Raw genomic sequence first — 25,072 nt, 5'->3', positions numbered from 1 at the left:
CAATAGCCCTACTGTTGACATGTTATCTACTGTGGTTATTCGGTAAACTGTGGCGGCTGTCGAAGCGCAAAACGCGTTTTCGCAGCGCTTCCGCGGCCAGACAGCGTAGACAACTGCCCATTTCCCGGCCCGGTAGGAAAAAATATCGGAAGGAGTGAGCAAGCATGTCAGAACAGACCATTGTCTGGGATTTGGCCCTGATCCAAAAATATAACTATTCAGGCCCGCGTTATACGTCATACCCCACGGCGCTGGAGTTCAACCAGGGCTACGACGAAGCTGCGTTCCAACGCGCAGCTACGCGCTACCCTGAGCGCCCGCTGTCGCTGTATGTCCATATTCCCTTCTGTCATAAGCTCTGCTATTTCTGCGGCTGCAATAAGCTGGTCACACGCCAGACTCACAAGGCCGATGAATACCTGGCCGTGCTGGAGCGTGAAATCATCGCACGTGCCCCCTTGTTTGCCGGCCGCAAGGTCAGCCAACTGCATTGGGGCGGCGGTACGCCAACCTATCTCGATAAGCAGCAAATCAGCCGCTTGGTCGCCATGCTACGCCAGCACTTTGATTTCCAGCCAGAAATGGAGATGTCGATCGAAGTTGATCCACGGGAAATCGAGCTGGACGTGCTGGACCACCTGCGTGCCGAAGGCTTCAACCGCCTTAGCATGGGGGTGCAGGACTTCAATAAAGAAGTGCAGCGTCTGGTTAACCGCGAGCAGGATGAAGAGTTCATTTTTGCCCTGATCGCCCGGGCTAAAGCGCTAGGCTTCAACTCGACCAATATCGATCTGATTTACGGCCTGCCGAAGCAGACGCCAGAAAGTTTTGCCTTCACGCTGCAGCGGGTGGCGGAGCTGAATCCGGATCGCCTGAGCGTATTTAACTACGCTCATATGCCGAACCTGTTTGCTGCCCAACGTAAAATCAAGGACGCCGATCTACCTAGCGCCCAGCAGAAACTCGATATTCTGCAGCAAACGATCGCTTCGCTGACGGAGTCGGGCTATCAGTTTATCGGCATGGACCATTTTGCCCGGCCGAACGATGAGCTGGCCATTGCCCAACGCGAAGGCAAGCTGCACCGCAATTTCCAGGGTTACACCACCCAAGGGGACAGCGATCTGCTGGGTTTGGGCGTTTCCGCCATCAGCATGCTGGGTGACAGCTACGCGCAGAACCACAAAGAGCTGAAGGTGTATTACGCTAATGTGGAAGAGCAGGGGAACGCCCTGTGGCGTGGCCTGGCGATGACGGAAGATGACTGCCTGCGCCGTGATGTGATCAAGACGCTAATCTGTAATTTCCAGCTGGCTTATCAACCGATTGAGCAGCAATACGGCATTGCGTTTGCGGATTACTTTGCCGCCGATCTGGAATTGCTGGCGCCGTTTGAACGTGACGGGCTGGTGGAGCGCGATGACCACGGCATTCGCGTCACGCCTCGTGGGCGCTTGCTGATCCGCAATATCTGCATGTGCTTCGATATCTACCTGCGTAAACAGGCCCGCGCCCAACAGTTCTCCCGGGTTATCTGACGCGCAACACCACGGCGGATGTGTAGAGGCGCAGCGTACTGCGCCCTGTTAACTGAAGAAATTTATCAGTGCGGCGCACAACACCGTGGCAACTGCCGCCTGCGGTGAATGGCTGACGGCAGAGCTGACGTCTGCGCCTTGGGTAAGAAAGACGATGAGTGTATCCAGCATCAAAAGCCTCCTGAGTTTGCGTTTCGATCATACTGCTCCCGCATATCCGGTAACAGCCTTAAATCGCTGGTTTTTTGTGCGCTGGATTGTATTTTTAATCATCAATTTCCCCTCACCCCAACCCTCACCCACTTTACATTCTGGGTATCGCATGAACACTGAGCTAGGGAGAGGGGGGTCAGTCCGGAGTTGCGTTTGGGTGCAGGAGATAATTTGTAGCACGTTCAGTCCCCTCTCCCTTTGGGAGAGGGTTAGGGTGAGGGGTATTACTTACTCCATCCCTAATTCTTTCAGCTTACGCGTTAAGGTATTCCGGCCCCATCCCAACAGGCGGGCAGCTTCCTGCTTGTGCCCCTGGGTATGCCGTAGCGCGGTAGTGAGCAAGGTGCGCTCCATTTCCGGCTGAGCTTCGGACAACAGGTTTTGATGACCGGAACGTAACGCCCGGTCGGCCCACTGTGCCAACAACGTGGCCCAACTGTCCGGCAAGCCGTGGCTACTGGCTTGCGGCGCGGCGGTTTCAAACAGTTCCGAGGGCAGATCCTGGATCAGCACTTCTTGTCCGGCGGCCATCACGGTCAGCCAGCGGCAGGTGTTTTCCAACTGGCGTACGTTGCCCGGCCACGGCAGGCGAGTGAGGGCGGTTTCGGTTTCCGGATGCAGGTTCTTCGCCTCCACACCCAACTCTTTCGCGGCCACCTGTAGGAAATAGCGCGCCAGGCGCGGAATATCCTCACGGCGTTCACGCAGCGGCGGCAGATGTACGCGGATCACGTTCAGGCGGTGGAACAGATCCTCACGGAATTTGCCCTCCTGGACGCGCAACTCCAGGTTCTGGTGGGTAGCGGCAATGATACGCACGTCCACCTTCACCGGTGCATAGCCACCCACGCGATAAAACTGTCCGTCCGCCAATACCCGCAGCAAGCGGGTTTGCACATCCAGCGGCATATCCCCGATTTCATCCAGGAACAGCGTGCCTCCGTCGGCCTGTTCAAAACGGCCCTGGCGGATCTGATTGGCGCCGGTAAACGCCCCTTTCTCATGGCCGAACAGTTCAGATTCGATCAGATCTTTGGGGATCGCGGCCATGTTCAGGGCGATAAACGGTGATTTGACGCGCGGGCTGTGGCGATGCAGCGCATGGGCGACCAGCTCTTTCCCTGTTCCCGACTCCCCGTTGATCAGCACGCTGATGGAGGAACGCGACAGGCGGCCGATAATGCGGAACACGTCCTGCATTGCCGGGGCTTCACCAATAATATCGGCGACGGGATCGTTGGCGGGTTGGCTGCGAGCGGGTTGCTGCTGCTCTTGATAGTGGCTGATGGCACGCTCTACCAGCGCGACGGCCTCATCAATATCAAAGGGTTTTGGCAGGTAATCGAACGCCCCTTGTTGATAGGCGCTAACCGCCGCGTCCAGATCCGAATGCGCCGTCATTATGATGACCGGGAGCATCGGGTGACGCTGTTTGATTTGCTTGAGCAGCGCCAGGCCATCCATACCCGGCATGCGGATATCTGACAGCAGCACGTCGGGAGTTTGCGTGGCCAATGCTTCCAACACGGCATTGCCGCTGTCGAAGGTGACGCTGTTCACCCCGGCTCCGGTGAGCGCACGTTCGAGCACCCAGCGGATGGAGCTATCGTCATCGACGATCCAGACTATCCCTCGTTGCATAGCACAAACCTCACTGGCGAATAGGCAGGAAAACCGAGAATTCGGTGTGACCTGGCCAACTGTTAAATTCAATTTTTCCGCAATGCTGATCGATTAGATTACGGGCGATGGATAACCCCAGGCCGGTACCGCCTTCGCGGCCGCTGACCATCGGGTAGAACAGAGTGTCTTGTAACAGGGCCGGTACGCCCGGGCCGTCATCCTCAACATCGATCCGTGCCGCCAGCCGGTAGCGGGTGCCGTGCAGGGTGATCTGAAACGCGGTACGCGTGCGCAGCGTGATGGTGCCACCGGTTTCGCTCAGCGCCTGCAGCGCGTTGCGGGTGATATTGAGCAACACCTGCTCGATTTGATCGGGATCGTGCGCCAGTTCCGGCAGACTTGGGTCGTAATCACGCACCAGCGTGACGTTATCGGGTTTCTCCAACGACACCAGTTGGAAGACCCGTTCCGCTACCTGATGGATACTCTGGGTAATATGTTGGCCGGGGCGCTGTGGCCCTAGCAGGCGATCTACCAGATTACGCAGCCGATCGGCCTGTTCGATGATCACCTTGGTGTATTCCGTCAGCGAAGGGTCTGGCAAAGCTTTCGCCAGCAACTGCGCGGCACCCCGCAAACCGCCGAGCGGATTTTTGATTTCATGGGCCAAGCCACGCACCAGATCGCGAGCCGCAACCTGTTGAGCGTGCTGTAACTGCTCCTGGCTAAGGCGACGCTGATTGTCCATTGGGGCCAGTTCAAGCAGAATAAAGCCTTCAGGCAGCGCCTGAGCGGTCAAGGAGAGGATATGGGCGCGGCTGTCTACCACCAGGGTCACTTCGTTATCGGTAAAGCCCTGGCCGGCATGCAGGCTTTCGCGCATCAGATCGATATTCAGCGAAAAATAACCGAGTAAATCGGGCAGCGGTGTACCGAAAAGTTTACGAGAACTCTGTGCCAGCAGCTGTTGCGCCGCCGGATTGGCGTAGTGGATCGCCAGTGTGTCATCCAACAGCAAAATGCTGTTGATGAGAGAATTGAGGATCTGCCCAGCATCGGGCAGCTTGCCGGTTGCCATACAGCAGTCTCCTGCACCTTTTTAGTGCATCCATCCTACTCCATCCGCAACCATCACGGTATGAAATAGTTTTGCAGAACATACGGTGGAGAAAAAAGCCCATCCGAAGATGGGCTAAAAGTTTCCACGGCAACAAAAAAACGGCTTAGATAAATAGCGAGCGATGCGCCATCCGTAGACAGCGCGGGTATGACTTAAACGCTATAGTACAGTTCGAACTCAACCGGGTGTGGCGTCATGCGCACGCGATCCATCTCTTCTTTACGTAGTTCGATGTAGGCATCGATCGCGTCGTCGGTGAATACGCCACCGCGGGTCAGGAATTCACGGTCTTCATTCAGTGCGGCCATTGCTTCATCCAGTGAGCCAGCTACTTTTGGAATCTCAGCTTCTTCTTCCGGCGGCAGGTCATACAGGTTTTTATCCATGGCATCGCCAGGGTGGATCTTGTTGATCACGCCATCCAGGCCAGCCATCAGCAGCGCGGCGAAGCACAGGTATGGGTTAGCCGCTGGGTCCGGGAAGCGGGCTTCGATACGGCGCGCTTTCGGGCTGGCAACCACTGGGATACGGATAGACGCAGAGCGGTTACGGGCAGAGTAAGCCAGCATAACCGGCGCTTCATAGCCTGGGACCAGACGCTTGTATGAGTTGGTAGTCGGGTTGGCCAGGGCGTTGATCGCTTTAGCGTGTTTGATGATGCCGCCAATGTAGAACAGCGCCATTTCAGACAGGCCGCCGTACTTGTCGCCAGCGAACAGGTTGGTACCGTTCTTGGACAGTGACATGTGGCAGTGCATACCTGAGCCGTTATCGCCGAACATCGGTTTAGGCATGAAGGTCGCGGTTTTGCCAAATGCGTGAGCCACGTTGTGAACCACGTATTTGTAGATTTGGATTTCGTCGGCTTTCTTGGTCATGGTGTTAAAACGGGTAGCCACTTCGTTCTGACCTGCGGTTGCCACTTCGTGGTGGTGAGCTTCAACCACCAGGCCCATTTCTTCCATGGTCAGACACATGGTAGAACGGATGTCCTGTGAAGAGTCGACCGGTGGCACTGGGAAGTAACCGCCTTTTACCGCTGGACGGTGGCCTTTGTTGCCGCCTTCGTATTTGGTGCTGGTGTTCCAGGCGCCCTCGATGTCATCAATGCTGACATGGGAACCACGGATGCTGCTGCCAAAGCGCACGTCGTCAAACAGGAAGAACTCAGGTTCTGGCCCGAACAGCACGGTATCGGCGATGCCGGAAGAGCGCAGGAAGTCTTCAGCACGTTTGGAGATCGAACGTGGGTCACGATCGTAGCCCTGCATGGTGCCTGGCTCGAGGATGTCACAACGAATGATCAGGGTAGATTCTTCGAAGAACGGATCCAGAACCGCCGTGCTGGCGTCTGGCATCAGTACCATGTCAGATTCGTTGATGCCCTTCCAACCACCGATTGAGGAGCCGTCAAACATTTTACCTTCTTCGAAGAAGTCGGCATTTACCTGATGAGCAGGGATGGTGACGTGTTGTTCTTTACCCTTGGTGTCAGTGAAACGCAGGTCTACGAATTTCACTTCATGCTCATTCAGCATCGTCAAAACGTGTTCAGCGGACATACTTAACTCTCCCGGATTTATCGTTGTCATCGTCGTGGAACGAATCTGTGTGATGGCCTGTTTTTGCCCTGTGTAGACTAAAGCGAAAACTGTGCCAACTTTATAAAAGCGAAAAAATCGCCGGTTTGTGCGGGTTTTGCTCTTTGCCAGTATGCACCATTAGCGATGCAATGCACTATGGTGGTGCAAATAACCTGGGGTGGGGCACTGGAATGGTGCAAAACATCATCGATTGCTGCTTTTTGCACCGTGAAAGGGATCACAAACTAGCCTGTACACAGTTGTTTATAAGAGAGTGTTGTGATCTTGTTTAGTACCTCGCTTAATACGTGTACAATAGCGCGCTATTTCTAATGCCTGAGGCAAAGCTGTGATCGAAAATTTGCGTAACATCGCCATTATTGCCCACGTTGACCATGGTAAGACCACCCTGGTTGACAAGTTGCTGCAACAATCCGGTACTTTCGGAGAGCGTTCAGAAGCGACAGAACGCGTAATGGACTCCAACGATTTGGAGAAAGAGCGTGGGATTACCATCCTCGCAAAAAACACCGCCATTAATTGGAAAGACTACCGCATCAACATCGTAGACACCCCAGGACACGCCGACTTCGGCGGCGAGGTAGAGCGCGTGATGTCAATGGTCGACTCGGTGCTGCTGGTTGTGGATGCAATGGATGGCCCAATGCCGCAAACCCGTTTCGTGACCAAGAAGGCGTTTGCCAATGGTCTGAAACCGATCGTGGTAATCAACAAGGTTGACCGCCCTGGCGCGCGTCCTGACTGGGTTGTGGATCAGGTCTTCGACCTGTTCGTTAACCTGGACGCTACCGACGAACAGCTCGACTTCCCAATCATCTATGCATCCGCATTGATGGGTATCGCGGGTCTTGACCATAACGATATGTCCGAAGACATGACTCCGCTGTACCAGGCGATTGTCGATCACGTTTCTGCGCCGCAGGTTGAGCTGGAAGCACCTTTCCAGATGCAGATCTCGCAGCTGGACTACAACAACTACGTGGGCGTTATCGGCATCGGCCGTATCAAGCGTGGTAAAGTCAAGCCTAACCAGCAGATCACCCTGATCGACAGCGAAGGCAAAACCCGTAACGGTAAAATCGGTAAAGTGCTGACCCATATGGGTCTGGAACGTATCGAAGCCACCGTTGCCGAAGCGGGCGACATCGTTGCCATCACCGGTCTGGGCGAGCTGAACATCTCTGACACCATTTGTGATGTGAGCGCGGTTGAAGCGTTGCCAGCACTGTCGGTTGATGAACCTACCGTAAGCATGTTCTTTAACGTCAATACCTCACCGTTCTGTGGTAAAGAAGGCAAGTTCGTGACTTCACGCCAAATCCTTGAGCGTCTGAACAAGGAACTGGTACACAACGTGGCGTTGCGCGTTGAAGAAACCGAAGATGCTGATGCATTCCGTGTTTCTGGCCGTGGTGAGCTTCACCTGTCGGTTCTGATCGAAAACATGCGTCGTGAAGGTTTTGAACTGGCGGTTTCCCGTCCGAAAGTTATCTTCCGCGAAATCGATGGCCGCAAGCAAGAGCCGTTCGAGAACGTGACGCTGGACATCGAAGAACAGCACCAGGGTTCTGTGATGCAGGCGATGGGTGAGCGTAAAGCTGACCTGAAAAACATGGATCCAGATGGCAAGGGCCGTGTGCGTCTTGACTACGTGATCCCAAGCCGTGGCCTGATCGGTTTCCGTAACGAATTCATGACCATGACTTCTGGTACCGGTCTGCTGTACTCCACCTTCAGCCACTACGACGATGTGCGTCCAGGCGAAGTGGGCCAGCGTCAGAACGGCGTGCTGATCTCTAACGGCCAGGGCAAAGCGGTAGCGTTCGCTCTGTACGGTCTGCAAGATCGCGGTAAGCTGTTCCTGGGCCACGGTGCTGAAGTGTATGAAGGCCAGATCATCGGTATCCACTCACGTTCTAACGACCTGACCGTGAACTGCCTGACCGGTAAAAAACTGACCAACATGCGCGCATCGGGTACCGATGAAGCGACTACCCTGGTTCCGGCCATCAAAATGTCTCTGGAGCAAGCTCTGGAATTCATCGATGATGACGAACTGGTAGAAGTGACGCCAATCTCGATCCGTATCCGTAAGCGTCACCTGACGGAAAACGATCGTAAGCGTGCCAACCGCGGTCCTAAAGAAGCTTAATTCGCCGATTTAATCCGCAATACTTAGGGCGTGTCACAGCGCCCTGAGTTTTTTCCTCTGTCTTTCCCCCTTTCTGCGGCGCGCCATGCGCTTTTCACACTGCTCCCTGTTCAGCCTTAACTTTTCCCGTTACAGTGAAATCTCACTGGCCCATGGGAGAGGACTATGCTGTATATCTTTGATTTAGGTAATGTGATTGTCGATATCGATTTCAAACGTGTACTGGGCGTGTGGAGCAACCTGAGCGGCACACCGCTGGCGACGTTGTCCGAACGTTTTAGCATGGGTGAAGTATTCCAACAGCACGAGCGCGGCGAGATTAGCGACGAAGACTTTGCGGCAAAACTCTGTGAAGAAATGGGGATAGCGCTCAGCTTCGAGCAGTTTGCCACCGGCTGGCAGGCGGTGTTTGTCGCCCTGCGCCCTGAAGTGATCGAGATTATGCATCGCCTGCGCAACGAAGGGCATCGCGTGGTGGTGTTATCGAATACCAACCGCCTGCACTGTAATTATTGGCCTCAGCACTACCCACAGGTCGCTGAAGCTGCCGATCACATGTATCTGTCGCAGGATCTTGGCATGCGTAAACCCGATGCCAACATCTATCAGCACGTACTGAAGGCGGAAAACACCCCGGCGGATCAGGCGGTATTCTTTGACGATGTGGCGGCGAACGTAGAAGCGGCCGCGGCACTGGGGATCAAGGCGGTACACGTCATCGATCGCCAGGTCGTGCCAGCTTATTTTGCTCAATAATCACCGTACGTTAAGCTTAAGGCGTCCAGACTGACATTTAGGATGAAGCTATGTCGTTTTTCCGCCGCAAAAAGCTGCCATCGTCGATCAAACCCGGAATAACCTTCGGGCGGTTGCTGTTTAAACGTATTGATGAGGATGGCCTGACCATGTTGGCGGGCCATCTGGCCTATGTCTCGCTACTTTCCCTGGTGCCGCTGATCACCGTGGTGTTTGCGCTGTTTGCCGTTTTCCCGATGTTTGCGGATATCAGCGTGCAGCTAAAAAGTTTTATTTTCTCCAACTTTATGCCTGCCGCCGGTAATGTGCTGCAACGTTACCTGGAGCAGTTTGTTGCCAACTCCAGCAAGATGACCGCCGTGGGGATCTGCGGCCTGATTGTCACCGCGCTGCTGCTGATCTATTCGGTGGATAGCGTGTTGAACACCATCTGGCGCAGTAAGAACCAGCGGCCGATCGTGGTTTCCTTTGCCGTTTACTGGATGGTGCTGACCCTCGGCCCGCTGTTGGTGGGGGCCAGTATGGCGATCAGCTCATATCTGTTGTCGCTAAACTGGTTAGCGCAAAGCGGCGTTAACAGCCTGGTGGATGAGGTGCTGCGCATCTTCCCGCTGATCCTGTCCTGGGCCTCTTTCTGGTTGTTATACAGCGTGGTGCCCACGGTACGCGTGCCTGCGAAAGATGCGTTGATCGGGGCGCTGGTGGCCGGGGTGTTGTTCGAGCTGGGTAAGAAAGCTTTTGCGCTGTATGTCACCATGTTCCCTTCCTACCAGTTGATCTACGGCGTGCTGGCGGTGATCCCGATTTTATTTTTATGGGTCTACTGGAGCTGGTGTATCGTGTTATTGGGTGCCGAAATCACCGTTACGCTGGGTGAGCACCGCCTTTACCAGCAGCAGAAAGCAGAACAACAGCAAAAACAGGAGCAGGAAGGATCGTTATGATTGCGTTAATTCAACGGGTATTAAACGCCAGCGTTACGGTAGAAGGTGAGACAGTAGGCAAGATTGGCCCCGGTTTGTTAGTGTTATTGGGTGTCGAACAGGACGATAACGAGCAAAAAGCCCAACGCCTGTGTGAGCGGGTGATGGGGTATCGCATCTTCGGCGACGAGGATGACAAGATGAATCTCAACGTTCAGCAGGCTGGCGGTAGCCTGTTGGTGGTGTCGCAGTTCACCCTGGTAGCCGATACCCAGAAAGGCATGCGGCCAAGTTTTTCGCGCGGTGCGGTGCCGCAGGAGGCCGATCGGCTATACCGCTATTTTGTTGGGCAGTGCCAGGAACGTGGTATTGAAACCCAGACCGGTGAGTTTGCCGCCGATATGCAGGTGGCATTGGTGAACGATGGCCCGGTGACGTTCTGGCTGCAGGTTTAAAGATCACAAGAGAAGGCGTCTATGTATCACCTACGAGTACCCGTTACAGAACAAGAACTGAAAGACTATTACCAGTTTCGCTGGGAGATGCTGCGTAAGCCATTACACCAGCCGGTGGGTTCGGAAAAGGATGCCTACGACGCCATGGCGCACCATCAGATGGTGGTGGATGAGAACGGCCGGATAGTGGCCATTGGCCGCCTGTATATCAATGCCGATAACGAAGCCGCTATCCGCTTCCTGGCGGTTGATCCCACAGTGCAGGACAAAGGTCTGGGAACTCTGGTGGCAATGACCCTGGAGTCCGTAGCGCGCCAGGAAGGGGTGAAGCGGGTGGTGTGTAGCGCCCGTGAGGATGCGGTAGACTTCTTTGCCAAGCTGGGCTTTATCAACCAGGGCGAAATCACTGCGCCGCAAACTACGCCGATCCGCCATTACATGATGATCAAACCCGTAGCCACGCTGGACGATATTCTTCATCGCCCCGACTGGTGCGGGCAGCTACAACAAGCCTGGTATGAACATATCCCTCTCAGTGAAAAAATGGGGGTGCGCATCAGCCAATATACCGGCCAGCGTTTTGTTACTACCATGCCGGAGGTGGGTAATCAGAATCCGCACCATACGCTGTTTGCCGGTAGCCTGTTCTCCTTGGCAACGCTGACCGCCTGGGGGCTGATCTGGCTGCTGCTGCGTGAGCGCCACCTTGGGGGCACGATTATTCTGGCAGACGCCCATATTCGTTACAGCAAACCGATCACCGGCAGGCCGAGAGCCGTTGCCGACCTGAGCTCATTGAGTGGCGATCTGGCTCGTTTGGCGCGTGGCCGCCGGGCGCGCGTGCAGGCAGAAGTGCATTTATTCGGTGACGATGACAAAGGGGCAGTATTTGAGGGCACTTATATGGTGCTGCCAGCCGAACCGGAAGAGCCGTTGGACAAGGGCGGTTCAGGGCCGATAGCGAGCTAAGCATCAAGCTCAGAATAGATTCTGTGACCAAACTTATTCTGGTGGGCGCTGCATGCTGCGCCCACTTAACGGGTTGGGCTTAATTGATGACTTAATCTGTCGTATAAATTGGGCACGGCTGCCGATTATTTTTTTAATCAGAAAAGTCCGCCTCTATTTAGCATAATTGACTGTTTAATTTGCATACATCAAATAAAGTGCAGGCATTAAAACAATTTCAGAATATTTACCCCGCCTCACTCTGAGATTTATGCCAATTACGATACCTCGAAGTCCCGCAGAGTCACGATCTCTTGCTTGTCTGATGCCGAATTATGTCGTTAGAATGCCGCAAAATCATTAAAGCGGTTTATCTGAATGGACTCAGTAGCTCAGCGGTTGGCAGTATCATTGTTATTTCTTTCTCTCAGTTCGGCTGTTGGCGCCAATATGCTCAGCCCGGCGGATCGAGATACTATCCAACAGCAACAACGTGAATTGTTGCAGCAAAACCAACAACAACGTCAGGAATTGCAACGCAGCCTGACCCCGGTGCTGCCACAAACGCCAGCAGCCACAGCCCCCGGCGGGCCGTGCTTCACCATTACGACCATTCACCTTGATGGTGCCAGCCATCTGCCCGCCCGTGCGCGGCAAGCCTTGACGCAACCCTATCTGCAACGCTGCCTGAATCTGGCCCAGATCAACACCCTGGTGCAGCAGGTTTCCGATTGGTATATCGAACGGGGCTATATCACCAGCCGCGCTTTCCTGACCGAGCAAGACCTGTCCCATGGGGAATTGAAGCTGTTGGTGCTGGAAGGGCAGTTGGAAAAGATCTTGCTGGACCAACGGGATGATCGAATGCTGAAGATGGCGTTCCCCGGCCTGGTGGGTAACATTCTTAACCTGCGCGATATCGAACAAGGCATGGAGCAGATCAACCGCCTGCGCCAGCAACCGGTGCAGATTGAAATCTTGCCCGGCAGCCAACCGGGCTATTCGGTGGTCAACCTGACCGCCAAGCCAGAGTTCCCGGTGATGCTGGGGCTAGGTTTTGACAACAGTGGGCAAAAAAGTACCGGCACCGGGCAGATCAACGGCTCATTGACCGGCAATAACCTGCTGGGGCTGGCGGATCAGTGGTTTGTGACCGGCGCGCGCAGCAGCGATTTTGCCAACGACCACGATGCCCGCAGCGTCCAGGCTGGTGTCAGCTTGCCTTACGGCTACTGGCTGATGGATTACAACTACTCCTACAGCGACTATCTCTCGACGATCGACAATCAGGGTTTTGACTGGCGATCCACCGGCGACAGCCAGACCCATCGCTTCAACGTTTCGCGCGTATTGTTCCGTAACAGTGACATGAAAACCGGCCTGGCGCTGGGCCTGACCCACCGTATCAACCGCAACTATCTTAATGACACCCGGCTGGACAGCAGCAGCCGTAAACTGACCAGCGTATCTTTGGGCGTGAGCCATAGCCAAAAACTGTTGGGCGGCTTTGCCACGCTCAACCCCTCCTACAGCCGTGGCGTTCCCTGGTTAGGCGCGGAAGATGACAGCGGCAAGGCCAGCGAAGCTCCCAAGGCGGAGTTTAATAAATACACGCTCTCCGGCAGCTATTACTTGCCGTTGGCGCAGAACTGGAACTACCTCACCAGCCTGTATGGCCAGTGGACGCCCGATCGCCTCTACGGCAGTGAGCGCCTGACCCTCGGCGGTGAAAGTTCGGTGCGTGGCTTCAAGGAACAGTATCTCTCCGGCGACAAAGGCGGCTACTGGCGTAACGAGGTCAACTGGTCGCCGTTCAGCCTGCCGTATCTGGGCGATATTTCCGTATTGGCTGCCGTAGATGGCGGTTATCTGCGCCACGACTCCGTGGACGCCTACGCTTCCGGCACGTTGTGGGGCGGCGCGGTGGGGCTGGGCAGCCGTAACCGCTATTTCAGCAGCCAATTTACCGTGGGCTGGCCGCTGGCGCATCCGAGCTGGTTAGAGCCGGATCGGGTGTCGATTTACTACCGTATTAACATCGTTCTTTAATTGACAGGGAAAGGTTTCAAGGATGACGCAAAAAGACGATCGGCCCATTCATGCCAGCCAGCGTTGGTTGAGCTATACCCTGTGCAGCCTGTTAGCTTGGCAGCCGTTGCTGCCCGCCTTGGCGAACGGTGTTAACGTCGCCGAAGGGAATACCCGGCTCGATCAGGCTGGTAATGGTGTGCCGGTGGTCAATATTGCTACGCCTAATCAGGCGGGCATTTCCCATAATAAATACAATGAATTCAACGTGGGCAAAGAGGGGCTGATCCTCAACAACGCCACCGGACAGCTCAATCAGACCCAGCTTGGCGGCCTGATCCAGAACAACCCCAATCTGAAGGCCGGGCAGGAAGCCCGAGGCATCATCAACGAGGTTGTCGCCCCGAACCGCTCCCAACTGCAAGGCTATCTGGAGGTGGCGGGCAAGCAGGCCAACGTGATGGTTGCCAACCCTTACGGCATCACCTGCGACGGCTGCGGCTTCATCAACACCCCGAATGCGACGCTGACGACCGGTAAACCGGTGTTAGGGCCCGACGGCAAACTGCAGGCGCTGGAAGTCACGCAAGGGGCCATCAGCATTCAGGGCAAAGGGCTGGATGCCAGCCAGAGCGGGAAATTTGCCCTGATTGCCCGTGCCACCGAGATCAACGCCCAGCTGTATGCCCAGGATGCCACCATTACACTGGGTGCCAACCGTGTGGATGCACAGGGTAATGCGACCCCGATCGCGGGCCAGGGCGAAGCGCCTAAAGTGGCGGTCGATACCGGTGCGCTGGGGGGCATGTATGCCAACCGTATCCATCTGGTTTCCAGCGACAAGGGCGTTGGCGTCAACCTCGGTAACCTCAATGCCCGTGCCGGGGATATCACCCTGGATGCCAACGGCAAATTGACGCTCAATAATTCGCTGGCGCAAGGCGGTGCATTAACGGCGACAGGGCAAAGTATCAGCATGTTGGGTGACCACAAGGCCACCGGCTCCATCACGTTAAACAGCCAGGGGGACCTCTCCCAGCAGGGCGGCACGCTGGTCAGTGACCAGAATATCGCTCTCACCAGCGGCGGTACGTTGCAGATGAGCAGCGGCAAGTTGACCGCCGGCAATGATGTTACCCTGAGGACTCGTGACGCGCGGGTGGACAGTTCCAGCCAGATTGATGCTGCCCGCCATGTTGACATGGCGTTGTTCAATAGCGGGATGACGCAGGGGCAAGTGACCGCTGGGCAAAACCTGATCCTCAGTGGTGCCAGCTTGGTCAACAGCGGCACGCTGGCGGCCAATGGGGCTATACAAAGCACCCTTTCCAACCTGGGGAATAGTGGAACCGTTCAGAGCCAGGGTAACCTGTCGCTGAGCGGTCAGTCGCTCACCAACAGCGGCAAGATACTGAGTGGAGGGGCGCTGGCCCTTACCAGCCAGACGTTGGATCAAGACGGCACCTTGAGTGCCAAAGGCAAAGCCGATCTTACCGTCAGCGATACGTTGCGAAATGGCCGCTACGGCGAGTTGCTGAGTGACGACAGCCTGACGCTGTGGGCTGGAACACTGCAGCAGAACGGCTTGCTCTCTGGCGCGACGGGGTTAACCCTCAACAGCGATACGCTGAGCACGGCGGCAGATTCCCTCACCACCAGCCAAGGCAAGATCACGGTTAACGCGGGTAACGCCACGTTAGGTGGGGAATGGAATGCGGGTGGCGATCTGGCCTGGCATGGCACGACGTTGAACACGCAGCCGGGGGCTCAGATACAAAGCGGGGGCAATCTCACCCTCCAGGCACAACAAGCCACGCTGGCGGGTACCCAAACGGCGAAAGGGGCATTAACGGTAGAGGCTGGCTCACTGCTGCACAGTGGTAAAAGCCATGCCGCAACCCTGGCCCTGAAGGCGGACACCCTGACCAACCAGGGTACGCTGGTCGCTCCTGTCTTGAAGATTAACAGCCAGACGCTGACCAATAGCGGCTTGCTACAAGGCAGTCAGACCCTGGATCTTATCGCCCGCCTGATGGACAACCACAAGGGCGGCACCGTGTATACGGCCAATGCCCTGTCACTGGCCATCCCGACGCTGAAAAACGCCGGACTGATCACCACCGATCGGGATTTGGTGCTCAGTGGCGAACAACTGCTCAACAGCGGTGAAATCAATGCCGTGAACCTGACGGCCAAAACCCAGCGAGTCGATAACCAGCAGAGCGGTTTGCTACTGGCGAAAGATAAGCTGTCACTGAACGCTATGGCGTTGTCGAATGCCGGACAACTGGCTGCCGATCAACTGACCCTGAACACCAACAGCATCGCCAATAGCGGCACGTTGCAGGGCGACAGCGCTCTTGCTATCAAGGCTGCGGAAGCCACCAACCGTGGGCGTGTACTTACCGGCGGTTCGCTAAACCTGATTGCAGACACCTTGACCAACGCCGGGACGATGCAGGCGGTCCTGATGGTCTTGTCACTGGCCAAACAGTTCAGCAACCAGCAAAACGGCACCGTCAACGCGAGCGGCTCCCTGGCGTTGGCCACCCCTCAGTTCAGTAATGATGGCCAGCTGGCCGCAACGACGCTGACCTTGGATACCACGGCCCTGTTCAATACGGGGATTCTGCAAGGCAGCCGTCAGCTCAATATCGGCACCTCCACGTTAGACAACCAGCTCGGGGGTGTTTTACTCAGTGGCGGAGCACTGACATTACGGGCAGATTCGCTGACCAATAGCGGATTGCTTCAGGGCCAGACACTGGGTCTGTCCACCCAAGAGTGGCTTAACAACGGCAATGCGCTGAGTGAACAAACGGCGAGCCTGACAGTCGCCAATACGTTGACCAACCAAGGGAAGATCCTAGGCCAGCAAGGGATGAACGTCTCTGCGGGCTCAGTGGACAACGCGGGATGGCTGGCGGCCACCGTGCTCTCCGTCGTGGGCGACGTTATCAACAAGGGGCTGGTGCAGGGTAGCCAATCCCTGCAACTTTCCGGCACTCATCTCAATAACGCAGCCACAGGCCAGATGTTATCTAGCGGGGCGTTACGCCTTGAAGGCCAGCAGTTGGTCAACCAGGGCGCTCTGCAGGGACAACAACTGGCGGTGAAAGCCCAGACCTGGCAGAACAGTGGCAGTGCCCAGGCGCAAGATCGCCTGACGGCAGACCTGACCGGTGACATGCTCAACAGTGGCCTGTTACTGAGCCAGGATCGGTTTGATCTCAAGGCGGCCCAGATTCTGAATCAGGGCACCCTGGCGGCAGACAAGGTGGTATTGACCGCGCCACAGCTGACCAACAGTGGTTTGCTACAGGGCAACAGCCATCTGCAACTGGCTATCCCCAATATCAGTAACCTTGCCAGCGGGAAGCTGGTCAGCGGCGGTGCGCTGGAGCTGGCGCTCGATCAACTGGAAAACGCGGGCCTATTGCAGGTGAATGATGATTTGTCTCTCACCGGCCTGCAATTCACCAACCAGGGCAGCATCCTGGCGAACAACCTGAACCTGAATGTGCAGGGTGCCTTGGTAAACCAACAAGGCGGCCAACTGGTGGCCCGTGAAAATGCCACTTTCCGCAGCCAATCGGTGAACAATGCCGGAGTCTTGGCGGGTAATACGCTGGCGGTGGATAGTGGCACCGTGACTCACAGCGGCATCATGCAGGGCAATACCGGGCTGACTCTGAACAGCACCGCGCTGCACGTGCTGGCCGGTGCACAACTGTTGAGCGATGGTGAGCTGGCAGTCAACGGTGGCGCAGTTACCAACGCCGGATCCTGGCAGGGGAATAGCCTGACCTTTGGCGTCGATAGCCTGGATAACAGCGGATCGATAAACGCGGTTGCGGGCCTGACTGGCACGGTGCTCAATACGCTGCAAAACAGCGGGCAGATGGGCAGCCTGGGGACTCTGAACCTGAGCGGCGGCTATTTAACCAACAGCGGCAAGCTGGTGGCCAACCGGTTGACGCTGGATACCGCTGCGCTGAATAACACGGGATTATGGCAAGGTAGCGAGTGGCTGAATGCCCACGGTGATGCGCTGACGCTGGGTGCGTCAAGCCGTACGTTGGCCGGAGGCGCATTGTCGCTGAATGCTGGGCAACTGACCTCAGAAGGGTTGGTTCAGGGTGGGCAAACCCACGTCACGGCCACGGGCTGGATGAACCGTGGCAGCCTGCTGGGGAGCGATTCTCTGGCCGTCAACGTCACCGATGAACTGGTGAATGAAGGGTCACTGCTTAGCCAGGGTAACAGCGAAATACAGGCGCAGACGCTGACCAATGACGGTGCCGTCCTGAGTGACGGAAGTCTGTCTTTGGCGGGCGCTACGTTGAATAACCAAGGTGCCGTACAGGGTAACATCCTCAATCTGACACAGAACTTGGTGAATAACGCAGGTACGCTGATCGGCCTGCAGTCGCTGACGTTAGGCATTCAGGCATTCTCCGTCCCGTTGTTGACGCTGGTGAACGGCAGCCAGGGCTCACTCCTGACGCAGGGAACGCTTTCTGTTAATGGCAGTACGGTGACCAATGACGGCCGCTGGCAGGGGCAACAGATCCTGCTGAATGCTCAGACGTTGAATAACAGTGGCTCAATCCAGAGTGCGGATGCGTTGCAAATGGCTCTGTCTGGGGCATTGAATTCGACGGCTGGCAGCAAAATTATCGCCAATGGTGCAGCTGCATTACAGGCACAGTCGTTAATCAACGCCGGGCAGTGGCTGGCAAAAAATCTCACCCTACACGCTGACACCCTGAATAATCAGGGCGAAATCAGCGGCGTTGACGGCCTGACGGTCGCGCTGAGCGGGGATTTCACCCAACAGCAAGATACAACCCTGCTGACGGCGGGTGACCTGAAACTGGATGCGGCCTCGGTCACCAACCTTGGGCGTATCCAGGGGAACGGCGTGTGGGTTAACGGCGGTACGTTAACCAACAGTGGGCGCGTACAAGGTGAAACAGGCTTAACGCTGAACCTTACCGGTGGGTTGACCAATAACGCCACGGGTACCCTTCTCAGCCAGAACGCACTCGCCATTACCTCGCCGTACTGGGTCAGCAGCGGCCTGATACAAAGCGGTGCTGACACCCGGTTCGAGTGGACGATATCAGGGCGTAATGACGGAAGCCTACTTGCTGGCTCCGATCTGTCACTCCATGGCTCGCAATTTACCAACACCGGTTGGCTACAGGCAGGCTCCCTGTTACTGAATGCGGATGCGTTGGACAACAGCGGTACCTTACTGGCAGAACTGCAGGGAACGTTGACCGCAGGCAGCCTGAACAATCAGGGCACGATCCAGGGAAGCAACCTGGCGTTGAATACCCAGCAACTGACTAACGGTGGCACGCTGCTTGGCACCTCCGGGCTTGGCATCAATGCCGGTCAGGTGGCGCTACAAGAGACAGGGAAAATGTTCAGCGGGGGCGATTTACTGCTGAGCAGTGGCGATTTTGACCAACGTGGCCAGGTCGTGGCGTTGGGTAACCTGACGCTAAAACTGGTAAACGCCTTTACCAGCCAGAACGTGATTGCCGCAGGCCAGAGCCTGAACGTTAACAGCCAGGGGGCGTTGACCAACCAAGGCACTCTCCAGGGGCAAAGCGTCAACCTCACGGCGTACGGCATCTTGACCAACAATGGGCAAATCACTGGTGGAAGTGGGGCCAGCACCCTAAGTGGCAGTGCTATTGCCATGAACGCGGCCGGAACGCTGCAATCAGGGGGCGACGTAACCCTGAACAGCCAGAGCGATATCACCGTTGACGGGTTTACCGGCACGCTGGGCTCGATGACGCTGAATGCGGCTGGCAGCCTGATTAACACCGCCTTGCTGTATGCCGGTAACAACCTGTTCCTACTGGCCAACAGCATCAAAAACCTGCGCGGTGACATCCTGGCGGGCAACAGCCTGTGGATGCAGCGTGATATGGCGGGCAATGCCAACGCTGAAGTGGTGAACAGTTCCGGCACCATCGAGACACAAAATGGTGATATCACCATTAACACCGCCCATTTGCTGAATCAGCGCGATGGCTTGAGTGTGGTTAGCTCTGAAAGCAGCGCACCGCAGTACTCCTGGGTGACAGATTTTGAGGCCAAAATACCGTTAACCTTCTTCAACAAAGGCGACTACGGCTATGTCATCAAGTCCTGGGAATCGGGCGGCGGCAGCCCTGGCCACGGAGCGTCTCCGACAAGGTATTACAGTTCAACGCCAACGCCTTATCTTAATCAACGGATTAAGGAGTTTGCCTCTGGCGTTTCGACGGTCACCGTCACGGCAAACGGTGGCGCAGCCCGTATCGCGGCCGGACGCGATCTCAGCCTTTATGCCGGCCAACTGGACAATCAGGCCAGCAATATTTTAGCCAACAACAATGCCTATCTTTCAGGGAGTAACCTGAATAACCAATCCTGGTTCTCGGGCAGTGAAACCCGCTATCAAACGTATCAGTATGGTTATGGCCTGAGCACAGTTCCGGTGCCAGAAACCAGCGTTTCTAAAGGGGAGATTACATCCAACTACATCGTCTACACGGCGACGGGCGAAGTACGCTATGAACGTGGAGAAGGTGAAATCTACCGTTCCGTTATTCAGGCGGGCGGTAACGTCGTGGCCAACTTTGCCAACGATCTGAGTAATACCACCACCTCACCCAACGCTGGTGGTGTAAGTCACACTATCAATGCCCCAACGCTCAATACCCTGAGCCAACAGACAATCGGTAATGCCGTAGAGAAACAGGCGTTGTCAGCCGGTGATAAGGCGGCGGTCAATTCGCCTGAATGGCAAGACAGCCTGCAAAATGCCCTGCAACAGATTAACGGGGGCAGCGGCCTGGATAACGTCACGCCTGAGCTCACCGGGTTAGGAAAATACAGCGAAGGTGACCAGGGTAACGCCAATCTGGGTGATGGAGCCAAGTTACAAAACACCACCACCGATGGCAAGGACCTGATCGGCACGGATGGTAAGGCCTTAAACCAGTATCAAGGCAAAACGGTCGATACCAGTGCGTATCCTCTGCCTACGGGCGAGAACGGCTATTTTGTGGCGTCTACCGATCCGGACAGCCCGTATCTGATCACCACCAACCCGAAACTTAACGGGCTGGGGCAACTCGATCCGAGCCTGTTTGGCGATCTCTACGCATTGCTGGGGATCACCCCAGGCCAGAGCCCGCGTGAAACCAACGAACAGTTCACGGTGGAAGACAAATTTATCGGCTCTTCCTATTTCCTTGACCGCCTGAACCTCCACCCGGATTACGACTACCGTTTCCTGGGGGATGCGGCCTTTGACACCCGTTACGTCAGCAATGCCATGCTGAATCAGACGGGCAGCCGTTATCTGAACGGGATAGGTTCAGACCTGGAGCAGATGCAAACCCTGATGGATAACGCCGCCAGGGCGCAACAGTCTCTTGGGCTGAAGTTTGGGGTTTCGTTGACGGCGCAGCAGATCGCCTCTTTGGATCACAGCATCTTGTGGTGGGAAGCGACCAGCATCAATGGCCAGACGGTGATGGTGCCGAAGCTCTACTTGTCACCAAAAGATGTGACTATCAATAACGGCAGCGTGATTGCCGGGAAAAATGTCTCGCTAACCGCCGGTAATATCACCAACAGTGGCAGCACGCTGACCGCACAGAACGCGCTGACGCTCGATAGCCAGAACAGCATCAGCAATCTCAATGCTGGCCTGCTCAATGCGGGTGGCAACCTGCAACTGAGCGCGATTGGCGATATCAACAATATCGGCTCAATCATCAGCGGCAAAACGGTGCAGTTGGAAAGCCTTGATGGCAGCATCATCAACCAGACGCTGACGAATCAGTGGAATACCCAGGGTTCTCTGGGCGGCTGGATGCCACAAAGCCTGTCGCTGTCACGCACGGAAATCGGCGATATCGGCACCATCCAGGCCTTGGACAGCTTGAGCCTGAGCGCTGGCAACAACATCGATATCCTGGGAGCCAAATTGACTTCCGGCGGTGCAATGGATCTGCTGGCGGGGGGCGATATCAACGTCCTGGCCAACACCACCTACAGCGCCGATAAATATCAGAGCTGGCGGAACGTAAGAGAGAGCGAAACTTACAGCAGCCAGGGCAGCGAAATTAGTGCTGGTGGGCCGCTGACGGCCGATGCAGGCCGTGATGTCAACGTGAAGGCCAGCCAGGTTGGCAGCCAGAGTGATACCACCGTGATGGCTGGGCGCGATATCAACCTGCAAACGCAGGAAGCGAGCACCCGGCAGAAAGATAACGGCACCGAACAGCGCAGTAACGATGCCACGCGCACCACCCTCACCAGCGGCGGCGATTTAACGCTGGATGCAGGGCGGGATATGAACTCGCAGGCTGCAGCGATGGTGGCGGACAAAAACGTCAACCTGAACGCCGGGCGTGACGTGAACCTCAACACCCAGCAAACCAGCGAATACCGCGAGAGCAAGGAAGGTAAACGCCAGCAGGTGGATGAGTCCATTCGCCAGCAAGGAACGGAGATCGCCAGCGGGGGCAACACCACCATTCGCGCCGATCGAGATGCCACCTTGAATGCGGCACAGGTGCAGGCCAGCGGTGATGTTGCGGTGAGCGCCGGGCGCGATCTGACGCTCAACAGCGCCACCGAAAGCGACTACTCCTTCTTCGAAGAAACCAAGACCAAAAAAGGGTTCCTGTCGAAGACTACCACCCACACGGTGCGGGAAGATTACGCCACGCAGGAAAAAGGCACGCTGCTGAGCGGCGACAACGTGTCTCTGTCTGCGGGTAACGATCTGACGGTGAAGGGGTCTTCGGTTGTTGGCGACGGCAAAGTTAACCTGCAAGCAGGTAACAACGTCGAAATCGTGGCGGCGACGGAAGAACAGTCCAGCTATCGGTTGGATGAGAAGAAAAAGAGCGGGCTGATGGGCACCGGCGGTATCGGGGTGACGATTGGTAGCTCCAGCTCTCGCCATCAGGTGAACGAAGACGGTACCACGCAGAGCCAGAGTGTCAGCACTATCGGCTCGACCGGTGGCGATGTGAATATCGTTGCGGGCGGCAAGGCACATATTGGCGGCGCAGATCTGATTGCCGGTAAAAATCTCAGCGTTACTGGCGACAGCGTCGTTATCGAACCGGGGCATGACCTGCGTACGGTAGAAGAGCGGTTTGAGCAGAAGCAGAGTGGCCTGACGGTGGCGTTGTCCGGTGCGGCCGGTGCAGCGGCCAACTCAGCAATAGCGGCAGCGCAGAGTGCCAAAAGTGAAAGCGATGGCCGTTTGGCTGCCTTGCAGGGCACCAAAGCCGCGTTGTCTGGGGTGCAGGCAGGGCAGGCCGCTGTGTTGGAGAATACCAAGGGTAATGCGGGTAATGCGATAGGCGTCAGCCTTTCTCTGGGGGCCCAGAAGTCATCATCCACGCAAAAACAGGTCTCTGATAATGTCACCGGTTCGACGTTGACGGCGGGTAATAATCTGTCGGTGACCGCAACCGGCAAAGGCAGTGGTGCCAACAGTGGCGATGTGGTGATTGCGGGTAGCCAGTTGAAGGCGGGTGGCGATACCACCATCGATGCCTCTCGCGACATCTTGCTTGCCGGGGCTGCTAATTCCCAGCAGCAGACGGGGAGTAACAAGAGCAGCGGCGGTGAAATCGGTATCGGCCTGAGCCTGGGTAAAGACACGGGTATCAAGGTGTTCGCCAACGTCAACGCTGGCAAAGGCAGTGAGAAAGGCACCGGTACGCAGTGGACAGAGACAACCATCGACAGCGGTAAGACGCTTGCCATGAACAGCGGGCGCGATACCACCCTGGCCGGTGCACAGGTCAGCGGTGACAAGGTGGATGTTGACGTCGGGCGCAACCTGACGCTCTCCAGCCAGCAGGACAGCGATCTCTACGACATGAAGCAGCAGAACGCCAGTGCGGGTGGCAGCTTCACTTGGGGCTCGATGAGCGGTTCTGGCTACCTGAACCTGAGCCAGGACAAGATGCACAGCAACTACGACTCGGTGCAGGAGCAGACTGGGATCTTTGCGGGCAAGGGCGGCTTTGACGTTAAGGTCGGCGAGCATACCCAACTGGATGGCGCGGTAATCAGTTCAACGGGCACGGCGGACAAAAACAGCCTGGATACGGGGACGTTGGGCTTCAGTGACCTGCACAATAAGGCGGACTACAACGTCGAACATGTCGGGGTCGGGATAAGTGGCGGTGGTGACTTTGGTGGTAAGGAGTTTCAGGGCAACCTGGCGGGCGGGATGCTATCGGGCCTGAACGGCAGCGGCCATGCTAGCGGCACCACGCAGGCGGCGGTGAGCGAAGGTAACATCACTGTCCGTGACAAGGACAACCAGCAACAAAATGTCGCCGACCTGAGCCGGGATACGGAGAATGCCAACGGCAGCATTGCGCCGATCTTCGACAAGGAGAAAGAGCAGAACCGGTTGAAACAGGCGCAGCTGATTGGCGAGATCGGCGGGCAGGCAGCGGATATCATCCGCACGCAGGGTGAGATAAACGGGCTGAATGCGGCTAAGGCCGATCTGGCGAAAGATGGGAAACTGCCGCCGGAGCCGGGAAAAAATGCCAAGCAGGAAGAGATTGATCAGTACGTCAGCATCCTGAAAGACACCACTGCGTATAAAGAGGCCATGAAGCAGTATGGTACGGGCAGTGACTTGCAGAAAGCGGCGCAGGCGGTAACGGCTGCGTTGCAGGGCCTGGCAGGGGGAAATATCTCCCAGGCACTTGCTGGTGGTTTGAGCCCGTACGCGGCAGAGCAAATCAAGAATTATACCGGTACGAATGAAACGGCCAACGCGCTTGCCCATGCGGTGTGGGGGGCGATAGCGGCACAAGTGAGTGGCAACTCGGCAGCCGCGGGTGCTGCGGGGGCTGCTGGTGGTGAATTGGCCGCGCGTTATCTGGCAGAGAAGTTATATGGTGCAGACACGCCGGAAAAAATTGCTAAACTGAGTGAGGAGCAGAAGCAGAGTCTCAGTGCGCTGTCGACGCTGGCAGCGGGTTTGGCCGGTGGCGTGACTGGGGATAGCACTGCGAATGCTCTGGCGGGGGCTCAGGCCGGCAAGAATGCGGTGGAGAATAACTTCCTCAGCGTAACTCAGCTTGATAACTTCGCGCAGAAAGCCAGGACGTGTGAGGGTGCAGCCTGTCAGCAAGTGATTCAGGACATGGTAGAGACCAACCTGAAACAGCAGAAGGAAATGCTGGAGTTCTGTAGCAGTCAGCCTGATCAATGTGGGAATAAGTATGGTTATCTGGTTGATCAGTGGGACGTGTTCGATAAAGCCATCAAGCAGTTGGACGCTGACGGCAAGTTACCTAACGAGTTCAAGAACTACCTGTCAGCAGTGTACAGTTCCAGTATGGAAGCCGAAGGGACAGTTGCCAATTTAGGGTGGCAACAGAAGTTCGAGGCGCTTGGACTTGACAAGGATACAGCGGCAGCGATGGCGGCCACAATACCAGCGCTGATTAATGCCAAGGGCTCCAAAGTTGGAAAAGGGGCGACGGGAACAACCACCAATGGATATAAGGTCTCTAACGGGGCTTTGTTGAATAATTCGGATTTAGATAAAAGCGCCTCTCGTCACTGATTTCCTCAGGCAATCCGCACACTTTCTGGCATCCCTGCACGCGTCATTTTGTTTAAGGCACGGATCATGGCCATAGT

The 25,072-nt window shown here is 56.1% G+C and carries 12 protein-coding genes; 8 read left to right on the top strand and 4 right to left on the bottom strand.

Annotated elements, in window-relative coordinates:
- Positions 1-164: 164 nt before the first annotated feature.
- Positions 165-1,538, top strand: a complete 1,374-nt coding sequence (hemN, locus tag ACMV5I_RS25065) for an oxygen-independent coproporphyrinogen III oxidase (protein ID WP_414825519.1) — start codon at positions 165-167, stop codon at positions 1,536-1,538.
- A gap of 48 nt (positions 1,539-1,586) precedes the next feature.
- Here hemN and ACMV5I_RS25060 read toward each other — a convergent pair whose 3' ends face one another.
- The 4 genes from ACMV5I_RS25060 to glnA all read right to left on the bottom strand — a co-directional run bounded on the left by ACMV5I_RS25060 (position 1,587) and on the right by glnA (position 6,056).
- Complete coding sequence (locus tag ACMV5I_RS25060) at positions 1,587-1,709, bottom strand: YshB family small membrane protein (RefSeq protein WP_143182229.1); 123 nt, start codon at positions 1,707-1,709, stop codon at positions 1,587-1,589.
- A 270-nt stretch (positions 1,710-1,979) separates the two neighbouring features.
- The gene (glnG, locus tag ACMV5I_RS25055) at positions 1,980-3,392 is read right to left on the bottom strand and encodes a nitrogen regulation protein NR(I) (protein WP_024527821.1); all 1,413 of its coding nucleotides are present in this window, start codon (positions 3,390-3,392) and stop codon (positions 1,980-1,982) included.
- Between the two features lie 10 nt (positions 3,393-3,402).
- A complete protein-coding gene (glnL, locus tag ACMV5I_RS25050) occupies positions 3,403-4,452 on the bottom strand; it encodes a nitrogen regulation protein NR(II) (RefSeq protein WP_024482963.1) in 1,050 nt (349 codons plus the stop codon).
- Between the two features lie 194 nt (positions 4,453-4,646).
- On the bottom strand, positions 4,647-6,056 hold the full coding sequence (gene glnA / locus ACMV5I_RS25045; protein WP_024527823.1) for a glutamate--ammonia ligase: 1,410 nt from the start codon (positions 6,054-6,056) through the stop codon (positions 4,647-4,649).
- Between the two features lie 370 nt (positions 6,057-6,426).
- Here glnA and typA point away from each other — a divergent pair, with 370 nt between their 5' ends.
- From typA to ACMV5I_RS25010, 7 genes are all read left to right on the top strand, one after another.
- Positions 6,427-8,250, top strand: a complete 1,824-nt coding sequence (gene typA / locus ACMV5I_RS25040) for a ribosome-dependent GTPase TypA (RefSeq protein WP_121608279.1) — start codon at positions 6,427-6,429, stop codon at positions 8,248-8,250.
- A gap of 165 nt (positions 8,251-8,415) precedes the next feature.
- On the top strand, positions 8,416-9,006 hold the full coding sequence (yihX, locus tag ACMV5I_RS25035) for a glucose-1-phosphatase (protein ID WP_024482960.1): 591 nt from the start codon (positions 8,416-8,418) through the stop codon (positions 9,004-9,006).
- A gap of 50 nt (positions 9,007-9,056) precedes the next feature.
- Entirely contained in the window at positions 9,057-9,950 is an 894-nt protein-coding gene (locus ACMV5I_RS25030) for a virulence factor BrkB family protein (RefSeq protein ID WP_414825518.1), read from the top strand.
- Complete coding sequence (dtd, locus tag ACMV5I_RS25025) at positions 9,947-10,384, top strand: D-aminoacyl-tRNA deacylase (RefSeq protein WP_202810510.1); 438 nt, start codon at positions 9,947-9,949, stop codon at positions 10,382-10,384. The genes ACMV5I_RS25030 and dtd overlap by 4 nt, the downstream gene beginning before the upstream one ends.
- A 21-nt stretch (positions 10,385-10,405) precedes the next feature.
- Positions 10,406-11,353, top strand: coding sequence for a fatty acid biosynthesis protein FabY (fabY, locus tag ACMV5I_RS25020; RefSeq protein ID WP_414825517.1), 948 nt, complete (start codon positions 10,406-10,408; stop codon positions 11,351-11,353).
- A gap of 357 nt (positions 11,354-11,710) precedes the next feature.
- Positions 11,711-13,381 (top strand): ShlB/FhaC/HecB family hemolysin secretion/activation protein, encoded by a 1,671-nt coding sequence (locus ACMV5I_RS25015; RefSeq protein ID WP_414825516.1) that lies wholly within the window; start codon positions 11,711-11,713, stop codon positions 13,379-13,381.
- 22 nt (positions 13,382-13,403) lie between these two features.
- Positions 13,404-24,995: a hemagglutinin repeat-containing protein gene (locus tag ACMV5I_RS25010; protein WP_414825515.1), complete on the top strand. Its 11,592-nt coding sequence runs from the start codon at positions 13,404-13,406 to the stop codon at positions 24,993-24,995.
- The last annotated feature ends 77 nt before the right edge of the window (positions 24,996-25,072 follow it).

This window comes from Serratia sp. T13T92 (assembly GCF_047530105.1).
GTDB classification, from domain to species: domain Bacteria; phylum Pseudomonadota; class Gammaproteobacteria; order Enterobacterales; family Enterobacteriaceae; genus Chania; species Chania fonticola.
Note: the sequence above shows the minus strand (reverse complement) of the source record. Positions and strands in the feature narration are given on the sequence as shown.

Coding starts and splice junctions, on each gene's coding strand:
- hemN (WP_414825519.1), top strand. CDS start 165: ATGTCAGAACAGACCATTGTCTGGGATTTGGCCCTGATCCAAAAATAT.
- ACMV5I_RS25030 (WP_414825518.1), top strand. CDS start 9,057: ATGTCGTTTTTCCGCCGCAAAAAGCTGCCATCGTCGATCAAACCCGGA.
- glnA (WP_024527823.1), bottom strand. CDS start 6,056: ATGTCCGCTGAACACGTTTTGACGATGCTGAATGAGCATGAAGTGAAA.
- ACMV5I_RS25015 (WP_414825516.1), top strand. CDS start 11,711: ATGGACTCAGTAGCTCAGCGGTTGGCAGTATCATTGTTATTTCTTTCT.
- ACMV5I_RS25010 (WP_414825515.1), top strand. CDS start 13,404: ATGACGCAAAAAGACGATCGGCCCATTCATGCCAGCCAGCGTTGGTTG.
- ACMV5I_RS25060 (WP_143182229.1), bottom strand. CDS start 1,709: ATGCTGGATACACTCATCGTCTTTCTTACCCAAGGCGCAGACGTCAGC.
- glnL (WP_024482963.1), bottom strand. CDS start 4,452: ATGGCAACCGGCAAGCTGCCCGATGCTGGGCAGATCCTCAATTCTCTC.
- yihX (WP_024482960.1), top strand. CDS start 8,416: ATGCTGTATATCTTTGATTTAGGTAATGTGATTGTCGATATCGATTTC.
- glnG (WP_024527821.1), bottom strand. CDS start 3,392: ATGCAACGAGGGATAGTCTGGATCGTCGATGACGATAGCTCCATCCGC.
- dtd (WP_202810510.1), top strand. CDS start 9,947: ATGATTGCGTTAATTCAACGGGTATTAAACGCCAGCGTTACGGTAGAA.
- fabY (WP_414825517.1), top strand. CDS start 10,406: ATGTATCACCTACGAGTACCCGTTACAGAACAAGAACTGAAAGACTAT.